Consider the following 17,540-nt stretch of genomic DNA (forward strand, 5'->3'; position numbering starts at 1 on the left):
TAAACTGGCTTAGACGCTATGTTCCATTTTTGAGACAGTGATAAAATAATGCCAGATTTGAACGGTATGATGCTATTCGCAGCGGTAGTGAGAGCTAAGAGTTTCTCTCAAGCGGCTCGCGATATCGGCATGCCAAAGTCGACCATCAGTCGTAAAGTCGCCCAACTCGAAGAGCAGTTAGGCGTGCGTTTATTGCAGCGTGATACGCGTAATTTAAGCCTTACTCAAGTGGGTGCATTATTTTATCAACACTGCAGTAGTATTAACGATGAAGTCGAAGCTGCCAAGGCAACCATTGAAAATACTCATAATGATGTATCTGGTTCACTGCGTATCGCTATTCCGGTTTCGTTTAGCCAAGAGCTCATCGCCAACCTATGCAGTAGCTTTATGCGCTTATATCCCAACGTGGCACTCGACGTCCAATTTACCGACAATGATGTCGGCTTAGTGGGTGAAGGCTACGACATCGCCATCAAATACGGCCCACTGCAATCCTCTGACTTGGTAGCGCGCTTACTGTTAGAGCGCCAACCTATATTAGTAGCCAGTCCAGCATATTTAAAAGCCAAAGGCACCCCAGCAACACCACAGGAACTGAGCGACCATCATGGTATTTTGCTTGGCACCTCGCGCTCAGCCCCTATTTGGCCGCTAGGTAAAGGTCAACGTAAGACCATGGTTAACTTTAAACGTAAAGTCAGAGTCAACAGTGCCGTAATGGTCAAACAATTAGTATTGGATGATTTTGGTATTGCCATGCTGTCTAATTCTGTGTGTAAAACGGAATTAGCTAGCGGCAGCCTAGTGCCACTTTTACAAGACTGGCCCATCGAACCCTTTAAAGTATACGGGGTCTATTCGAGCAGACGGCAATTGGCGACGAACATTAGCGTATTTTTAGATTTTTTTACCAAACGCTTTAGTAGCCATGAATCATTACAATCGTTAATGATGTAGCATCGCCGACGATTAACTTATAACCTAGGCAATCCCCCCATCTCAAGTGCCACGGTTGCAGTAACGACATGGAGTGATAACGCTCTGTCTCCAGTTCAGTTGGGAAAGCTCCACTTTTGGAAACAGTGTAAGTGCCTAAAAAACTAGAGGGGCTTACCAAGCCACCTGCTATATAATAGCCACCTACTTGAAAAAGCTAACTAAAACGAGTGATTGTTATTTACTTTATCCATTATCAGCCTCAAGTTTAGGCAACTTTCCATCACCACTATTCTGGTGCATACTGAAGCCCAAAAATACGCCCCATAAAATACGCCCCATGTTGGTGCTTAGTCACCTGATATTGCGTATGTTTACCGTACAGTTAACAATTGAAAGGATATGGCAATGACTCACTTGCGCTCGGCACTGTTATGTACTCTGCTTGCAACCCACATTATCGCTTTGCCCGTAGCTGCTAAAACGGATATTGAAGAGGCGCGATTACCCAAAGCGAGTGCTGCCATGCCGAATGTGGTCAACCGATATCAGGCGATGGTAGAGGATTTACAACAAAAATTTCGGCGTCAATCAGATGAGTTGGTGATGACCCAAATGGTCGCTCGTCAAGGCGAGCGCTTATGGCAGCAAGCAGTCAGAGACGTACAATCTGGCGGTCAAGATGATAGGCCACTCTACTGGAGTCGCCTAGCAATGAAAATTCAGTTAAAACAACATCAGCCTGCATTTAACATTGCCCCTTGGCAGCGCACCATATTACTCAATGCTGTTGAGAAATCCTCACGTGGTTTTAGCGATATCAACTTCAATAAGCAAAGCCAAATCCGCATATTATTAACTGGCTTCGACCCCTTCTTTCTCGATCGCAATATTGACCAAAGTAACCCTTCGGGCTTAGCCGCTTTAGCTCTCGATGGCTACAGTTTCACGGTTAATGGCAAGCAAGCTCAAATTGAGACCGTCATGATACCAGTTAGATTTGCCGACTTTGACCAAGGGATCATTGAATCACTGCTCACACCGATTTATCGCGATAATAGCGTCGATGCCATTGTTACCGTCAGCATGGGTCGAGAGAACTTCGATTTAGAACGCTTTCCAGGCCGTAACCGCAGTGCCGACGCTCCCGACAACCTCAACGTCCTGACCGGAGCCACACCAACCGCACCTAAAGCACCATTACTAGAGGGCAACACCTTAAACGGCCCAGAATTTGTTGAATTTTCACTGCCTGTGGGTGCGATGCAAAACATCGAAGGACAATGGCCTATTAATGACAATCGCACTGTGACCACCTTGGCAAGAGGGACTTTTAGCGCCGATTCATTGCTGGAGCTGCAAAACGCTACTTCGGTTGAGGGTTCCGGCGGCGGTTATCTCTCCAATGAGATCTCCTACCGTGCAGTGCTCTTAGGGCTGCAATTTAATAGTGGCATTAAGGTTGGCCATATACACACCCCGCGCGTCAGCCGCTACGACGCCGCCACCGAGATGGCTATTGTCAACCAGATAACCACTATGGTCGAAGCCGCAGCAACTCGGTTATAATCAGCACACTCAACAGCGCCCCGACAATCAAATAGGGGCGCAAATATAAGATGTTAGATGTATCAACGTATTAAAAGACTGATTAATAAAGCTATGATGCTCAAGGCTCCCTTATCACCTGCTGTAACACCATTGCCACAGACAGACAACCAAGCACGAATACTGGCCCAAGTTGACCTTTGTTATCAACAGGCTGAGCATCAATTACAGCGCCGATTCCCTCGCCCACAAGTTAACTTTAAACTCAGGGGTAAAAGCGCTGGCACAGCGCATTTACAACTCAATAAATTGAGATTTAATGCCGTTTTACTCGAAGAAAATCCAGAGGCGTTTTTAACTCAAGTCGTCCCCCATGAGGTATGTCACCTGCTCGCCCACCAGCTTTATGGTCGAGTCAAACCCCATGGCATTGAGTGGCAAACCCTGATGATAACCCTGTTTAAGCTGACTCCGAGTACAACTCACAGCTTAGATACCCGCTCAGTACAAGGAAAAACCTTCGCTTATCAATGTGCTTGTGGTCCGATAGCTTTGAGTGTTCGCCGCCATAATAAAGTCATGCGAGAGCAAACTCACTATCGCTGCCGACGCTGCAAACAGACCCTCACCTTAGCATCGTCAGCCACGAGGTAGCATACCTACTCGACAGTTCGACTAAGAGGCAACCAACACCTGTTCATCTCGCCCCTTGCTTAAGCTGCGTCCCATCCCGTAAAATCGGCACCAAACGGCCAAAGTGCTGTTAGTAAGCTTGCTCAGACCGCTTTCGTGTTAATCGCCACTGTGTCTACGCAAGCTTTGTTATCTTTTTTAGGGATTAAATGTGTTAAAGAATATCTATACTCGGCGCCTTATGGCGCTGAGGGTAATGGCGTTGCTGGCATTATCGCTGGCGTCGGCCAATACGCTTGCCTCGCACCCCACGAGTTTTAACCAAGCCAAAAACATTGCGCGCACGATTTACAGCCAAGACCTTAACACCACTAGCTTTTATTGCGGCTGCGACATCACCATCAATGGCAAGTTGTGGCAACCGGACTTTAATCGCTGCGGTTATCAGGTGCGCAAGCAACAAAAGCGCGCCAGCAGAATTGAATGGGAGCACATAGTGCCCGCTTGGGAGTTTGATCATCAACGCCAATGCTGGCAACAAGGTGGCCGTAAACATTGCGGCAAGAGCGATAACCTGTTCAAAAAAATGGAAAGTGACCTGCATAATTTGGTGCCTGCTATCGGCGAGGTCAATGGCGATCGCAGCAACTACCGCTTTAGCCAGTGGAATGCTACGCCTGAGCAGTATGGTCAATGTGCCATGGTCGTCGATTTTAAGTCTCGCAAAGTGGAGCCACCACCCCATACCCGTGGGCAGATAGCGCGCACTTACCTTTATATGCAGCAAACTTACGGCTTACAAATTGCCAAAAGTCAGCTAAAGCTATTTAAAGCATGGGATAAAACCTATCCAGTTGATACTATTGAGTGCCGACGCGATAACGCCATCGCTACACGTCAGGGCAACCATAACCCATTTGTGCAAAGCCAGTGTCAGCAACAGGCTAAGATACAGCAAACTGCGGAGTAGCAGATGAGAATACCCAGAATTTATCAAGCAGGTGCATTAGAGTTAACCGCAAGCGTCATGCTCGATGCTGAAGCGGCTGGGCATGTAGGCCGCGTACTACGAATGGGCCCAGGTGAGCAGCTTGAACTGTTCAATGGTGATGGACACAATTATGTCGCCGAGATCGTCAGTGCCAGTAAGAAAAATGTCGAAGTGAAGGTCTTAACTAAAACGGTTAACGACAATGAATCACCACTGCACCTGCATCTTGGGCAAGTGATCTCCCGCGGCGATAGAATGGACTTTACCATACAAAAGTCAGTTGAACTGGGCGTGAATACCATTACACCGCTATTTTCAGAACGTTGCGGCGTTAAATTAGCGGGTGAACGCTTAGAGAAAAAGATTCAACAATGGCAGAAAATTGTGATCAGTGCTTGCGAGCAGTCAGGCCGCAGCGTGGTCCCCATCGTACGCCCCGCCATGGCATTAGCAGACTGGAGCCATGAAAGCAGCACCGCTATTAAGCTCAATTTACATCCAAGAGCCTCGCACGGTATCAAAGGCTTAGCACTGAATACCACGCGTGTACGCCTGCTGATTGGTCCCGAAGGCGGACTGTCGGAGCAGGAGATCGCGATGACGGAACAAGATAATTTTACTGATGTACTGCTAGGCCCACGAGTACTGCGCACCGAAACCGCAGCCTTAACCGCCATTAGTGCACTACAACTTAATTTCGGCGACTTGGGCTAACCCACTCGCCATAACGAATGCGTCACAATTGAATAAGGAAAGAGAGATGATTAAGCTTGGCATCGTGATGGACCCCATCAGCGACATCAACATCAAGAAAGACTCTAGTTTCGCCATGCTGATGGCGGCCCAATCTCGGGGTTATCAGCTGTTCTATATGGAGATGCATGATCTTGCCATGGTCAATGGCGACGCCATGGCGACTATGCGCCCATTAACAGTGCAGCAAGATGAGCAAAACTGGTACCAGTTAGGTGACGCCGTCGACACCCCAATGGCGGAGCTCGATGTTATCTTAATGCGCAAAGATCCGCCGTTTGATACTGAATTCATCTACGCCACTTATATGCTGGAGCGCGCCGAAGAGCAAGGCGTGCTAATCGTCAACAAACCGCAAAGCTTGCGTGATGCCAATGAGAAACTGTTTACCGCTTGGTTTAGCGAATTTACTCCCGAAACCATAGTCACGCGCGATGCTGCGCGTATTCGTGCTTTTTATCAACAAAAAGGCGATATCATCTTAAAGCCATTGGATGGTATGGGTGGGAGCTCGATTTTCCGCGTGAAGCAAAACGATCCTAACCTTGGGGTGATCATCGAAACCTTAACTAACCATGGTCAGCAATATGCCATGGCACAAGCCTTTATCCCAGATATCACCTCGGGTGACAAACGGATCTTAATAGTCGATGGCCAACCTGTGCCTTATAGCTTGGCGCGGATCCCACAAAATGGGGAAACCCGTGGCAACTTAGCGGCTGGCGGTAGAGGCGTGGCGCAGCCTTTGTCTGCAAGCGATTGGGCCATTGCCAATGCGATTGGCCCTGAGTTGAAAAAACGTGGACTGATCTTCGTCGGTTTAGATGTGATTGGCGACAAACTAACCGAAATTAATGTCACTAGCCCAACCTGTATTAAAGAGATCCAGGCAGCCTATGACGTCGATATTACCGGCATGTTGATGGACGCTATCGAAGCCCGTATAAAGTCATAATCTGGAGCCATGATGAAGTTATCAACGCTTATAGCCACCTGCTCACTTGCTACGGTGCTGCTGCACAGCAGCGTGATAAGTGCTAATCCATTATCGCCAGAGGCGGCCCCTAGCCGTCCCAAAAATATCGTGATCATGGTGGGTGATGGTATGGGGCCCGCTTATACCAGCGCCTACCGTTATTATCAGGATAACCCTAGCACTCAAGAGGTTGAGCAGACGGTGTTCGATCGTCTCGCCATCGGCAATGCCAGTACTTATCCGGCAGCGGTTAGCGGCGTAGTAACCGATTCCGCCGCAGCCGCCACCGCACTGGCGACTGGGGTCAAAAGTTATAATGGCGCCGTGTCGGTCGATACCGATAATCAACCGATAGCGACCATCATGGAGCTAGCTAAAAAACGCCATATGAGTACTGGCGTAGCGGTCACCTCGCAAATCAATCACGCCACTCCCGCCGCCTTTTTAAGCCATAATGAGAGTCGCCGTAACTACGAAGCATTAGCCAAAAGCTACCTCAATACCGATGCCGATGTCATGCTCGGTGGTGGGCAAAAGTATTTCCCCGCCGCGCTGATTAAAGAGTTTGAGGCCAAGGGTTATCATTATCTTGCCGATTTCAGCCAGCTATCACAGGTGACGCAACCTAAGGTTATCGGGCTCTTTGCCGAGGTGCAATTGCCTTGGGCGATTGATGAGCCAGATGCCAACCGCCTTAGTGAGATGACCAGTAAAGCCCTTGAATTACTCTCAACTAACCAGCAAGGTTTTGTCTTATTAGTCGAAGGTAGCCTTATCGACTGGGCCGGCCATAACAAGGATATTGCAAGCGCAATGGCGGAGATGCATGAATTTGCCAAAGCCATCGAGGTGGTTGAGCAGTACATTCGTCACCACAACGACACCTTGTTAGTGGTGACGGCTGATCACAACACGGGCGGATTATCGATAGGTGCCAATGGCGACTATCGCTGGGACAGCCAAGTATTGCGTAACATCAGTGCCAACCCTGCGACGATTGCCACCGAAGCGATAGCCGCCGATGACTGGCGCACCGTGGTTGAAAGTCGCTTAGGTTTATCACTGAATGAGCCTGAAACACGCCAACTGGCCAACGCTCGAATGCAAGGACACAAGGTGCTCGATAACGCCATTAAACGCCTTATCGATACCCGCTCTAACACTGGCTGGACAACCGATGGCCATACTGGCATGGATGTGCAAGTCTTTGCCACAGGCCCTGCGGCTACGATATTTGCTGGGCATCAAGATAATACTGATATTGCCAACAAAATAATAAGCCTATTACCCAAGGTGATGCCAGCTCAGCAATCGCATACTCAAGACGCCCCAAAAGCGGCGGTGATAACGCCAGCAACCGTAGAGGACAAAGTGCAATCACCAACACAAAAGCCTAACGCCGCTAACGTCACACTCGTCCAGTAACAGGCACTTACCACAGCGTGATTAGTCCCTAATGTGCTTAACTTTTCAGTTTAAGTTGGCAAAATACATGAGGGGCTTAAGTGCTGAACTTAGTTTTGACCTATAGGCGTTGGCGACTTCACTCTGGCGTGCTGTATGGTTAAAGCTGCACGCCAGATGCGCTTAACATTAGCTAGTGATGATGAATCGTCACCTTCAATTTATGCTCCAAGCACAATATAAAGATGATGGTGAAGCTGTAAGATGTGAAGCGTTAACACATGGCGTCTCCAGACTAAAAAGAGACTTAACTCCATATAATTAATAGGTTAGCCAAAAATCAGCTCAGCAGCAGAATAAAATGATTATTTATAATCTCTGCCCATGGGATATAATCCCTGCAAATTTTCCCTATGATATTGGTTATTCGTGCTATCTAATCCATCACAACTGATCGTAAGAAACAGTCATCTACTTGAATCAAAAGATGTTTTACTGCTCAACATCGAAGGCGACTTATTAGCAAAAGAGCTACTGAGCGTCGCGAATAAGGTCAGCACCTTAGCACTGGATTTCAACCACCATTTACCACTATTACCCTACGGCTCTGAGCGGCTACAACTGAATTTTGGCCATCAAATGACCAATGATGAGCGATTCGATTGTGTCGTGCTGTTTTATCCTAAGTCTAAAAGCTTAGCGCCCTACCTACTGAATTTAGCCGGTCTGCACCTTAAACCAGGTGGGCAACTGCTGGTAGTGGGTGAAAATAAGGGTGGAGTGCGCTCACTAACTAAACAGCTACCAAACTACTTTGATGCAGTTAGCAAACTGGATAACGCTCGCCACTGTTTGTTATTTAGCGCCGAGCTAATAGAAGCCGCACCGCAAATGAATCTCAATGACTGGGTCAGCCGCTATACACTCGATACTCCACAAGGCGCATTAACCATCTGTAATTTGGTGGGAGTATTTAGCGAAAAACGTTTAGATGAAGGCACGAAGTTACTGCTTGAACATTTGCCGAAACTCTCGGGTAGAGTGCTCGATTTTGGCTGCGGCGCCGGCGTGATTAGCGCCGCCTTACTCAAAGCAGACCCCGCTATCACAATGGAGTGTGTCGATATTAACGCCATGGCACTAGCCTCATGTGAGCTGACGCTCGCGGCCAATAATATGACCGCTAAAATCTATCCATCAGACGGCTTAGCACAAACCCAGGGGCAATTTGACGCGATTATCTCTAACCCGCCGTTTCATGATGGCTTACATCGCACCACGAATATCGCCACCCAATTTGTACAAGATAGCGCACAAAAACTCACTCGCGGTGGACAATGGCATATCGTCGCCAATCGCCACCTGCCCTATAGTGAGGCTATCGCTGGCACTTTTAAGGGCGTCAATGTCAGCGCTGAAAACAATAAGTACAAGGTTTACTCGCAACGCAAATGACCTATTGTTAACGCTAGGATGAAGAGATTAGCTAGCCGCCCCCCTGTCGCCTAGCTTTTTTCACTGTAGCCCACTGGCGGAAAAGTGAATTCAACCGCCCCCCATCAAGCCTTAACACCCACTGCTGTTATCATGGCGTATTGATAAATAATTTAATGATTTAATTTGATTAGTATTGCGAGACCCAGCTCAACACTTAGCAAATTAAGGCTTCATTGGCTAAACTTTATGCTGTTATACTCGAGTGACTAATAATAAGAGTCAACTTGTGGAAACACTTATGCTGTCCCCTGAACTAATCGAACTAAGCAGTGATGGTACATTAGCTCAACTCAAAGTGACCCCGGCTATCCACGGCCCCATTTCCGTCGAGATGATTAACCAACTACTTTCGTTGAGCGAATTTTGTCAGCTATATCCACTGAAACCTGTTATCGATAAAGCCGTCATACAAGTCAACCAACTTATCGATCAAGATGACGGCCACAGCCCCCAACTGTTTAACATTGCAGAGCGCCGTGATGGCAAGCTTGAATTTAAGCTTGCCGAAGACAAGATGAGCGCTGCAATGACCCTCACCGCAGCATGGGGTGGCAAGGAGATCAGCTTGCCCAATATTCTTAACGCATTAAAGCAACAAGCTATCTGTATGGGGTTAAGCAAGTTAAAAATTCAATCAGCACTGCAGCAATTAACCCAGCTGCGTCCGGGTGAGCAGTGCACCGAAGTGATAGCCCACGGCAAAGCAGCAATTAACGGTGTCCACGCCAGCATTGAACGTAAAGTGCCCCTGGCGAGAGAACGTTTACTGCAGCCACAAAAGCGCGAAGATGGCACCGTCGATATGCGCAATCTCGGTGAGGTCATCATGGTCAAACCGAATGACGTTTTAATGATTAAAACACCTGCAACTCATGGCTCTGAGGGTTATAAAGTCAACGGCGAAAAGCTCACCCCAGTGATAGGCAAAGATATAAAAATGGTCGCTGGCAATGGAACTCACTTCTTAAGAGATTGCCACAACACGCTTATCGCCAGTAAAGCTGGCCAGCCTGTCGAAACCACTAACGGCATGCAGGTTGACGATGTACTGCAAATAAAAGATGTCGATATCGGTTATGGTAATGTCGATTTTAAAGGCAGCATCTTAATCACAGGTGACGTCCATGAAGGAATGGTCGTTAAAAGCAGTGGCGATATTACCGTCATGGGCTTTGTCGATTCGGCCCACCTTATTGCGCAAGGGGATATCACCGTCAGTAAAGGGGTGATCGGCCGCCAGCTAAAAGATGAGCGACTGTCGACCACTTTAGAGGCGAAGGGGCAGATCTCGGCACAATTTGTACAGTATTCAAATGTTACGGCCGACAAAGATATCCTGATCACCAAACAACTGCTGCACAGTCACACCGAAACTCAATCTCGGCTCACCGTCAGTGATGCCAATGGTCGTCGAGGCGATTTAGTTGGTGGCATAGCCAAAGCGAATAAAGGCATCAAGGCGGTGATCATCGGTGCCACCGCGGGCACCAAAACAGAAACCTATTGCGCCATGCACTTAGGTGAGCTGAAAGAGGCATTAAAACAGCTGGATCAAGGTATCAAACAGATGGTGGTCGCTAGGCTCAATATTGAGTCAAGGTTAAACAAGTTGCCACCAAAAGCCAGTTGGCAAGATGATGAGTTGATGGTTGAACAAGTCAAAGGAATGCTCGAAGAGAAACATCGTATTACCGCCGAATGCGCCCGTGAGGAGGTGGAATACACCTTACTGCAACGAGAAGTGGAAGATTATTATCAGCAATATCGGATCGAAGCCAGTAAACATATTTTTGCCAATGTTGAGCTGCATATAGGCCCAGCTCACCAGCGAACCCAGCGCGAACATGGCCCCTGCATTGTGAACAATCATAATCATGAGATCAGCTTCGACTATAGCCGTCATTGACCAGTGTCATCTCTGTCTCAATATTCTCAGGTATAACTTAGTGTTATACCTGTTTCATATTTAGCATATTTACAGGCATAATTCGCCCATATGATGCCCAATCAACAAGAGATATGACGTGGAACTCCTTAAGATAGACTGTTTAGGTAAAGAGCTAAGATTAGAGGGCTCAATGGCGGGCTGGCAACAACTGTATTGGGGCGGACAATTAGTGTCGGCGCTACCGGCATCTGCCAATAATGAGGGCTTAAAACAGCATCAGTTTGAACTAAAAAATCCATTAGCTGATGGCCAGCCGAGCATCATAATCACCCTATCTATTGACCTAGCATGGCAACCTTTTCATTTAGAATACAGCCTATTAAAAGACGATGACATCATCACTCAAGGCAGCCGTAACAGCAAAGACATAGAACAACAAACACCGGTACAACCGATAGCAGCCAAGCCACAATTTAGCTGGGTTGGTTTAGGCTCATTGGGATTTAAGTTATTTAAGAGTGCCAAGGTGATCAAGGTGGTACTTGCTGGTGCCAGTGTGGCCGCATACTCTTGGCTCTTTTCGCTGCAATTTGCTTTAGCGCTTATCGCCTGCTTAGTGTTTCATGAATATGGTCATATCCGCGCCATGCAATATTTCGGTATGAAAACAAAAGGGATTTACCTTATCCCTTTCATGGGCGGCTTGGCGCTTAGTGACGAAAAAATCAATACCCGTTGGCAAGATGTGGTGATCTCTATCATGGGGCCCACCTTCGGCCTATTGATGTCGCTGGCGGCATTATTGGCTTACTGGGCCACTGGCAATATCTTTTTTGCCGGATTAGCCACCTTTAACGCACTACTAAACCTATTTAACCTATTGCCAATTTTACCCTTAGATGGCGGCCATATTCTTAAAAGCATCAGTTTTTCGATGAATAGTACGCTGGGGCTTATGGCCTGTATCGCTGGCGCCGCAGTGGGTGTGTTTATCAGCTATACACTAGGGTTAGCACTACTGGGTTTCTTACTCTTAATCGGCAGCATGGAGATAGTGTTTGAATGGAAAACGCGTCATCAGAGTCATCTATTGCCATTAGACAGATACGGACAACTCTTCTCGGCGATTTGGTATCTGCTAACGGTTGGGGCCTTGGTAGCTATCATCTGGTATTTCGCGGGTAGCGGCGACGACATGCTCGGCCTGCCATTGAAAATACTACAAAGTTAAGCCACTGAAATCGGCAATAAGAAAGTAGGCCTAGCCCTGCTTTCTTATGCATGGCCATGATAAGAGCAAATTACAGGCATAAAAAAACCTGCTAAAAAGCAGGCAAGTGTCTCTCATCAAGCGATTTGGTACAGATGGCGAGACTTGAACTCGCACGGCCGTTAGGCCACTAGCACCTGAAGCTAGCGTGTCTACCAATTCCACCACATCTGCAATGTCATCGACAAAAAAACCTGCTATAGAGCAGGTTAATTATCTCTCTATGAGAGTATTTGATAATGGTACCGAAGGACGGACTTGAACCGTCACTCCCGAAGGAAACGGATTTTGAATCCGTCGTGTCTACCAATTCCACCACTCCGGCTTATCAAATAGACTTTGCTAAACAACATCTCCTTAGCAAGTGAACAGAATTATACCTTCGCTTTAGCCAATGGCAAGTCTTTTGAACACGATTAATTATCGAATGAGCAAATTTCACTCGCCTGGGAAGTGGATAAACCCAACATCAACCTTGCGAATAAATAATAACACGATCACCAGCACAGATTTAACCAAATTAATGCAGATCAGAAACGCTTTGGCATCATTAATTGATCAAGATCAGCATACTGCATATCTAATAGCGCTAATTTAGCTGTGACATCTTTATAAACATCTGCGAAAGAGGACTTCTCAAATGGCATTTTGGTTAGATTTAATGTTCGGTAACCCCATTGGTTTAATGTCTATGTTAGTTATCTTCACCACCATTGGAATAATGTCATACATCATGTGGCTGTTTATATCGAAGTCAAAACCAGAATAGATAGGGTCTTTTAAGGCTCAGTGTTAATACACATTTCTAATGCAAAGGGGGCTTACGCCCCCTCTTTTTATCTCAACATCACTCAAGCAGCGTGTTTGCGGCTTGGCACCATACTATGAATAAAGTGCGGTCTAGCTTTCATCAACAACTGGATCTGCTCTTGATTAGGCTCACCTTGCGGCAAGCGTAGAACTTGACGATTAAGGTGACTCCTTGCTGCCATTGAGATTTTATAATCGGCAGTGGGCCCTTGAATTGCATAATGTTTCTTATTACCTAAATACTCTAAAATATTACTCTCGAGTAAGCTTTTTACTGCCGCCTCATTTTCAGGCAGGGTCAAAATGGTTTCACCTTGTAAGAAAAACTCGCGCAGTAATGCCCGCTCCGTCGGATCGAGTAACAGCACCTTCTTTTCAATGACTTCAAGGGTGCGCTTCCCTTTGAGGTGTGTAATCGCCTCGTCGATAAAGTAGTTCGCGACTTTCATCAACAGATAAGCCATACCAAGCAGCAGCCCTAATCCAATAATATGTGCGTGCTGATTAACCAACCCTTCTAACTTAAGCGTACTAATCACCGATAGCGGCGCGAACATCAAAGCCGCACTAACTAATGTCAGCCATAGGATTAAGTTAAACATCACTTGCTTTGGCGTTGCATGTTTAAAAAGAGTTAAATTCAACTTTTCCATTGTATTATCCAGTGTCAAAAAATCTGCAGTAGTTAAATAATGCAAATTAGATACCAAAAATGAGTTGAATTACGCCTAAGATAAAATAAAGGTAACTCACTAAAAATAGACTGGTTTCAACGCTATATTACGTAATGTAGCGAGAGCCTAAAAGAGATGTACTTTATCGGCTTTATATGAAGTGTATGCGATGGTGAGCGAAATAGAACGCCGTTGGATCTGAGCTTATCTATCATTTATAGAGATCTATAACTCAAAGACAAATGCCTTATCCCTTTAAGCAGCTCAACTAGCAACCCAAGGGTCAATCATTAAAGGCGAATCGCACAATGGGATGCCATTGGCATCGATAGGCGCTCTTAATCGCCATCATTTGAGCCAATATACTGACAGTCGCAGTTAAACCAGTTTGCTTGCGTCACCACTAACTAACACCGACCAGTCACTTATCAGCTCATATTGCAGGCTTTACTTGTTATAAGCTTTAGCCGCAAGCTTGCTCAGCACTCTACTGACGGCGACAAAACCAAAGGTGCCAGTCACTACCGTTACTGCACCAAAACCTGATGCGCAGTCCATACGCATACTACCTTCGGCCGTCGCCTTGGTATTACAAACGCTACCATCACCTTGAGGATAAACCAATTGCTCAGTCGAGAACACGGCTTCAATACTAAAGCGCCGCTGCAGGTTTTTGGAAAAATGGTACTCACGGCGCAGTATATTTCTGACTTTAGCCAGCAAGGGATCTTGGTAGGTCTTTGCTAAATCAGTTACCTGTATTTGAGTGGGGTCCGTTTGCCCTCCCGCACCACCGACTGTAACGATGGGGAGTTTTTGCCGCTTGCACCAAGCAATAAGCGCCGCCTTAGGTTTTACCGCATCAATACAATCGATGACGTAATCGAGCGAGCCACCGGCCTTTTTACCGTTAAAATACTCAGCAAGATTATCGAGAGTGATGAAGTCTTCCACCTCATTAACTCGACACTCAGGGTTTATCTGCCGAATACGCTCTGCCATCACCGCAACCTTAGACTCACCAACAGTCTCTTTTAGTGCATGCAACTGTCTGTTGGTATTAGTCACGCAGATATCATCGAGATCGATTAAGGTAATTTCACCTATACCGCTGCGTGCTAATGACTCTGCAGCCCAGGTGCCTACCCCACCAATTCCCACCACTGCCACATGGGACTGTGCAAACAGGGTTAATGCCTTAGCACCATAAAGGCGACCTATGCCGGCGAATCGATTTAAGTATGCATCTGTATGTGTTGGCAAGCTCAAGCTGTACTCCAAAATAGAGATTAAAAAACGTGTCGATTTTATCCTAAACCCTAGCAAAGCGAAAACGAAACCCGTGCAATATACGCTGAGTTAACCTTAACTCAATGCAGGCGATTAACCTTATATTTACTACGTACACAGCCAAAACTCTTACTCACCATGTATTACATGGTGCCTTTTCAACCGCATTTATTCGACTTGATACTAAGAAAAACACACTTTGTTGATCAAAATACAACTGTTCAACAGAATTATCACACCACTAGGCTGCATTACTCTGTAAATAAACTACAATGTTAGCTGCTACTTATTCAGAAAAACTTAATTAACCTTGTTAATTAGTCGCTTGAGTGTGTCAGCAGGAGAACAAATGCGGCTTACGCCTAGCGATTACTTTTTACACAAGATGAGCAAATTGTTTGCAAAACTTGACTAAAAAGCTTTCTCAATCGGTAAAAGTTTGATCTAAGCCACAATTTTAAAACCACAAAAAGGTACACTGCAGACCATCTTGTTGCGAGTAGGGATGCTCGTAACAAAATATGGAAACGATGTTAATAACCATTACAAAATGGAACAGAACTCAGTTCTTGGGAGCACAACACATGAAAAAATCTTTAATCTCTGCATCAATCGCCTCAGTACTCACTTTGGCTTCATTCGGTGCGCTAGCCGATGGCCCTAACTTTTACGGTCGTTTAGACCTAACCGTGACAAACTCAGACACGGGTCTAACTACACAAGAAGGTAAAAAAGGCACCATTCTAGAAAACAACTTTTCCAACCTAGGTGTTAAGGGTAGCGAGAAGATTGCAGACGGCTTCGACGTTGTTTACCAAATGGAATTCCAAGTAGAGAACACTTCATCTAAAGGTGATGTATTTAAGGCGCGTAACACTTTCCTAGGCCTTAAGAGCGCCGCTGGTACTGTACTTGTAGGTCGTAACGACACTGTATTTAAACAATCAGAAGGCAGCATCGACCTATTTGGTAACAGTAACGCCGATATCGACCGTTTAGTTGGTGCTCAGTCACGTGTAGCTGACGGCATCTGGTACTACTCACCAAAGATTGCTGACTTAGTCACCGTCAACGCAACTTATCTGATGGAAGATAACCATGCCAGCGATAAAGAGCAGTATGCATTTAGTGCAACGGTAGGTGACAAGAAGTTTAAAGCGCAAAACTACTATGTCGCTGCAGCTTATAACAAAGGTATTGCTGGTATCGATGCCTACCGTGGTGTAGCTCAAGTTAAATTAGGCGATTTCAAAGTGGGTGGTCTATTCCAAAACTCTGAAAGCGTTGTTGATGGTTCAGAAGATGGCAACACTTACTTCGTTAACGTCGCTTACAACCTTAATGGCGTTAACCTAAAAGCTGAATACGGTAAAGATGAAGCTGGCTTTGGTAAGTACTCTAAACAAGCTCAAGATGGTACTGACATCGATGTACAAGTTATCACAGTTGGTGCCGACTACCGCGTAGCTAAATCAACACTGGTATATGGCCACTATGCTATGTACGAAGGTGATTACAAAAATGCTGGCGGCGTGACAGTAGATTTAGAAGATGATGATGTATTCACTGTTGGTGTACGTTACGACTTCTAATCGGCTGAGTCTCTGACTCTAGTTCGATAAAAAGGCGACCTTAGGGTCGCCTTTTTGCAATTTGTTATAGGTTCTTGAAATAAATAACCTAACCCTTTCTCACCAAGCGATACACTGATTCAGTTAACCAGGGCACCTGTTTGCTAACAAAGCGGGGGTTTTGATCCAGCACATCATCACAGCGTAAACGCTCAATCTCGAAGTATTCGCTCATATTAGCCATCACCCAATCGTCAGATACGGCAAATGGTGGGCCATTAAGGGCGGCCTGAGGGTAATCTAAGGTAATGAGTAAACCAATACTTTGGGGGGCGATAAGCTTGGCTAGCTGCTTAACATATTGCTGGCGCATCGCCTCGGGCCACGCAATTAGGGCGGCTCTATCATAAAAGGCAGTGCAGTGCGCAGTCAGATGAGTCGGTAAGGTAAATAGGTCACCTTGATAAAGGGTTACCTGCTCGGTGCTATAACGTGTATGCTCCCCTAGGGGTTGAACCTCGACACTTAATTCATTGTCGGTGAAAAACTGCTCAACGGCATCTTGATTGAGCTCGCAAGCAACCACTTCTAGCCCTTGTTCTGCCAAATAACACAGATCTAAACTCTTACCACACATGGGCACAAATACACTTGCCCCCGACGCCACATTCAACTGCGGCCAGTGTTCAATCAATAATGGGTTAACCTCACCGAGATGAAAGCCTATCTGTTGCGATGCCCACTTTTCGTGCCAAAAACTTGGTTGCATATCCTGCTCCACTGCGACTCATGACAAATAATCTGCAGGATACTCTACTGCCAAGTGTTGGCGAGTGTAAAACTAAGCTTAACTAAACGCACGAAAATCAGGCAATATTTAATACCTTTTGTACCCGTCTGAGCCAGACGCAGTTTTCACACTCACAGTTACGCCGTGACAAATGATGTGGCGTTAAGCTCGAATCGATAAAGTCGACTGCGATCAACAACTGTTGTTTTAGCTCTTGCACCGATTTTTGCTCAACGGCCACCAGCTCATCATTATGGTTCATCCAAGTACATTCCATTCCCTGATGACAATGAATACATTGCATATCCGTACTGTTAAAAAAACCGGCATGAGGGCAAAACTTTAACTCCATCGACTGCACAATACGTTTTCTAGGGTATTCTAATAACTCTATTAACAGGGCTTTATCGGGTTGTGACATCACACCCTCCTACTTATCGGGTATAGCGCTTCATTTACGCGGTTAATATTATATTAGCTTCAGGTTACCTTTATGGCTGTGGTTC

16 protein-coding genes and 2 tRNA genes are annotated in these 17,540 nt (G+C 46.1%); 12 read left to right on the forward strand and 6 right to left on the reverse strand.

Going from position 1 to position 17,540, the window contains the following annotated elements:
* The first annotated feature begins 48 nt into the window (after positions 1 to 48).
* From AC5YB1_RS16830 to AC5YB1_RS16875, 10 genes are all read left to right on the forward strand, one after another.
* Positions 49 to 960: a LysR family transcriptional regulator gene (locus tag AC5YB1_RS16830; protein ID WP_494520097.1), complete on the forward strand. Its 912-nt coding sequence runs from the start codon at positions 49 to 51 to the stop codon at positions 958 to 960.
* 387 nt (positions 961 to 1,347) lie between these two features.
* Positions 1,348 to 2,508 (forward strand): PA0049 C-terminal domain-containing protein, encoded by a 1,161-nt coding sequence (locus tag AC5YB1_RS16835; protein ID WP_494520098.1) that lies wholly within the window; start codon positions 1,348 to 1,350, stop codon positions 2,506 to 2,508.
* A 57-nt stretch (positions 2,509 to 2,565) separates the two neighbouring features.
* On the forward strand, positions 2,566 to 3,141 hold the full coding sequence (locus AC5YB1_RS16840; protein ID WP_494520099.1) for a SprT family zinc-dependent metalloprotease: 576 nt from the start codon (positions 2,566 to 2,568) through the stop codon (positions 3,139 to 3,141).
* Between the two features lie 220 nt (positions 3,142 to 3,361).
* Positions 3,362 to 4,090 (forward strand): endonuclease, encoded by a 729-nt coding sequence (locus AC5YB1_RS16845; protein ID WP_494521669.1) that lies wholly within the window; start codon positions 3,362 to 3,364, stop codon positions 4,088 to 4,090.
* Between the two features lie 3 nt (positions 4,091 to 4,093).
* Positions 4,094 to 4,825, forward strand: coding sequence for a 16S rRNA (uracil(1498)-N(3))-methyltransferase (gene rsmE, locus AC5YB1_RS16850; RefSeq protein WP_494520100.1), 732 nt, complete (start codon positions 4,094 to 4,096; stop codon positions 4,823 to 4,825).
* 46 nt (positions 4,826 to 4,871) lie between these two features.
* Positions 4,872 to 5,819 carry a glutathione synthase gene (gene gshB, locus AC5YB1_RS16855; protein WP_494520101.1) on the forward strand — a complete coding sequence of 316 codons (948 nt, stop codon included), beginning with the start codon at positions 4,872 to 4,874 and terminating at the stop codon, positions 5,817 to 5,819.
* Between the two features lie 12 nt (positions 5,820 to 5,831).
* A complete protein-coding gene (locus AC5YB1_RS16860) occupies positions 5,832 to 7,265 on the forward strand; it encodes an alkaline phosphatase (RefSeq protein WP_494521670.1) in 1,434 nt (477 codons plus the stop codon).
* 408 nt (positions 7,266 to 7,673) lie between these two features.
* Complete coding sequence (locus tag AC5YB1_RS16865) at positions 7,674 to 8,699, forward strand: methyltransferase (RefSeq protein WP_494520102.1); 1,026 nt, start codon at positions 7,674 to 7,676, stop codon at positions 8,697 to 8,699.
* A gap of 280 nt (positions 8,700 to 8,979) precedes the next feature.
* The gene (locus AC5YB1_RS16870) at positions 8,980 to 10,647 is read left to right on the forward strand and encodes a flagellar assembly protein A (protein ID WP_475515793.1); all 1,668 of its coding nucleotides are present in this window, start codon (positions 8,980 to 8,982) and stop codon (positions 10,645 to 10,647) included.
* A 172-nt stretch (positions 10,648 to 10,819) separates the two neighbouring features.
* Positions 10,820 to 11,860 carry a site-2 protease family protein gene (locus AC5YB1_RS16875; protein WP_475516917.1) on the forward strand — a complete coding sequence of 347 codons (1,041 nt, stop codon included), beginning with the start codon at positions 10,820 to 10,822 and terminating at the stop codon, positions 11,858 to 11,860.
* Positions 11,861 to 11,986: 126 nt separating this feature from the next.
* Here AC5YB1_RS16875 and AC5YB1_RS16880 read toward each other — a convergent pair.
* Positions 11,987 to 12,073: transfer RNA gene (locus AC5YB1_RS16880), tRNA-Leu, on the reverse strand.
* A gap of 66 nt (positions 12,074 to 12,139) precedes the next feature.
* A tRNA-Leu gene (locus AC5YB1_RS16885) sits at positions 12,140 to 12,224 on the reverse strand.
* 315 nt (positions 12,225 to 12,539) lie between these two features.
* On the opposite strand from AC5YB1_RS16885, the gene AC5YB1_RS16890 reads away from it, so the two are divergent.
* Positions 12,540 to 12,668 carry a DUF3149 domain-containing protein gene (locus tag AC5YB1_RS16890; protein ID WP_110455829.1) on the forward strand — a complete coding sequence of 43 codons (129 nt, stop codon included), beginning with the start codon at positions 12,540 to 12,542 and terminating at the stop codon, positions 12,666 to 12,668.
* Between the two features lie 82 nt (positions 12,669 to 12,750).
* On the opposite strand, the gene AC5YB1_RS16895 is transcribed toward AC5YB1_RS16890, so the two are convergent.
* Positions 12,751 to 13,362, reverse strand: a complete 612-nt coding sequence (locus AC5YB1_RS16895; RefSeq protein ID WP_494520103.1) for a superinfection exclusion B family protein — start codon at positions 13,360 to 13,362, stop codon at positions 12,751 to 12,753.
* Positions 13,363 to 13,830: 468 nt separating this feature from the next.
* Positions 13,831 to 14,652, reverse strand: coding sequence for a tRNA cyclic N6-threonylcarbamoyladenosine(37) synthase TcdA (tcdA, locus tag AC5YB1_RS16900; RefSeq protein WP_494520104.1), 822 nt, complete (start codon positions 14,650 to 14,652; stop codon positions 13,831 to 13,833).
* 605 nt (positions 14,653 to 15,257) lie between these two features.
* Between tcdA and AC5YB1_RS16905 the strand changes: the two genes are divergently transcribed.
* Positions 15,258 to 16,265 carry a porin gene (locus tag AC5YB1_RS16905; protein WP_494520105.1) on the forward strand — a complete coding sequence of 336 codons (1,008 nt, stop codon included), beginning with the start codon at positions 15,258 to 15,260 and terminating at the stop codon, positions 16,263 to 16,265.
* 88 nt (positions 16,266 to 16,353) lie between these two features.
* On the opposite strand, the gene AC5YB1_RS16910 is transcribed toward AC5YB1_RS16905, so the two are convergent.
* Positions 16,354 to 17,013, reverse strand: coding sequence for a thiopurine S-methyltransferase (locus tag AC5YB1_RS16910; protein ID WP_494520106.1), 660 nt, complete (start codon positions 17,011 to 17,013; stop codon positions 16,354 to 16,356).
* Between the two features lie 97 nt (positions 17,014 to 17,110).
* Complete coding sequence (locus AC5YB1_RS16915) at positions 17,111 to 17,455, reverse strand: hypothetical protein (protein ID WP_494520107.1); 345 nt, start codon at positions 17,453 to 17,455, stop codon at positions 17,111 to 17,113.
* Between the last annotated feature and the right edge of the window lie 85 nt (positions 17,456 to 17,540).

This window comes from Shewanella sp. 433 (assembly GCF_059338565.1).

Bases quoted from the DNA above. Each gene is read 5' to 3' on its own strand.
- AC5YB1_RS16830 (WP_494520097.1), top strand. From the start codon at position 49: ATGCCAGATTTGAACGGTATGATGCTATTCGCAGCGGTAGTGAGAGCT.
- AC5YB1_RS16835 (WP_494520098.1), top strand. From the start codon at position 1,348: ATGACTCACTTGCGCTCGGCACTGTTATGTACTCTGCTTGCAACCCAC.
- AC5YB1_RS16840 (WP_494520099.1), top strand. From the start codon at position 2,566: ATGTATCAACGTATTAAAAGACTGATTAATAAAGCTATGATGCTCAAG.
- AC5YB1_RS16845 (WP_494521669.1), top strand. From the start codon at position 3,362: ATGGCGCTGAGGGTAATGGCGTTGCTGGCATTATCGCTGGCGTCGGCC.
- rsmE (WP_494520100.1), top strand. From the start codon at position 4,094: ATGAGAATACCCAGAATTTATCAAGCAGGTGCATTAGAGTTAACCGCA.
- gshB (WP_494520101.1), top strand. From the start codon at position 4,872: ATGATTAAGCTTGGCATCGTGATGGACCCCATCAGCGACATCAACATC.
- AC5YB1_RS16860 (WP_494521670.1), top strand. From the start codon at position 5,832: ATGAAGTTATCAACGCTTATAGCCACCTGCTCACTTGCTACGGTGCTG.
- AC5YB1_RS16870 (WP_475515793.1), top strand. From the start codon at position 8,980: ATGCTGTCCCCTGAACTAATCGAACTAAGCAGTGATGGTACATTAGCT.
- AC5YB1_RS16875 (WP_475516917.1), top strand. From the start codon at position 10,820: ATGGCGGGCTGGCAACAACTGTATTGGGGCGGACAATTAGTGTCGGCG.
- AC5YB1_RS16890 (WP_110455829.1), top strand. From the start codon at position 12,540: ATGGCATTTTGGTTAGATTTAATGTTCGGTAACCCCATTGGTTTAATG.
- AC5YB1_RS16895 (WP_494520103.1), bottom strand. From the start codon at position 13,362: ATGGAAAAGTTGAATTTAACTCTTTTTAAACATGCAACGCCAAAGCAA.
- AC5YB1_RS16905 (WP_494520105.1), top strand. From the start codon at position 15,258: ATGAAAAAATCTTTAATCTCTGCATCAATCGCCTCAGTACTCACTTTG.
- AC5YB1_RS16910 (WP_494520106.1), bottom strand. From the start codon at position 17,013: ATGCAACCAAGTTTTTGGCACGAAAAGTGGGCATCGCAACAGATAGGC.
- AC5YB1_RS16915 (WP_494520107.1), bottom strand. From the start codon at position 17,455: ATGTCACAACCCGATAAAGCCCTGTTAATAGAGTTATTAGAATACCCT.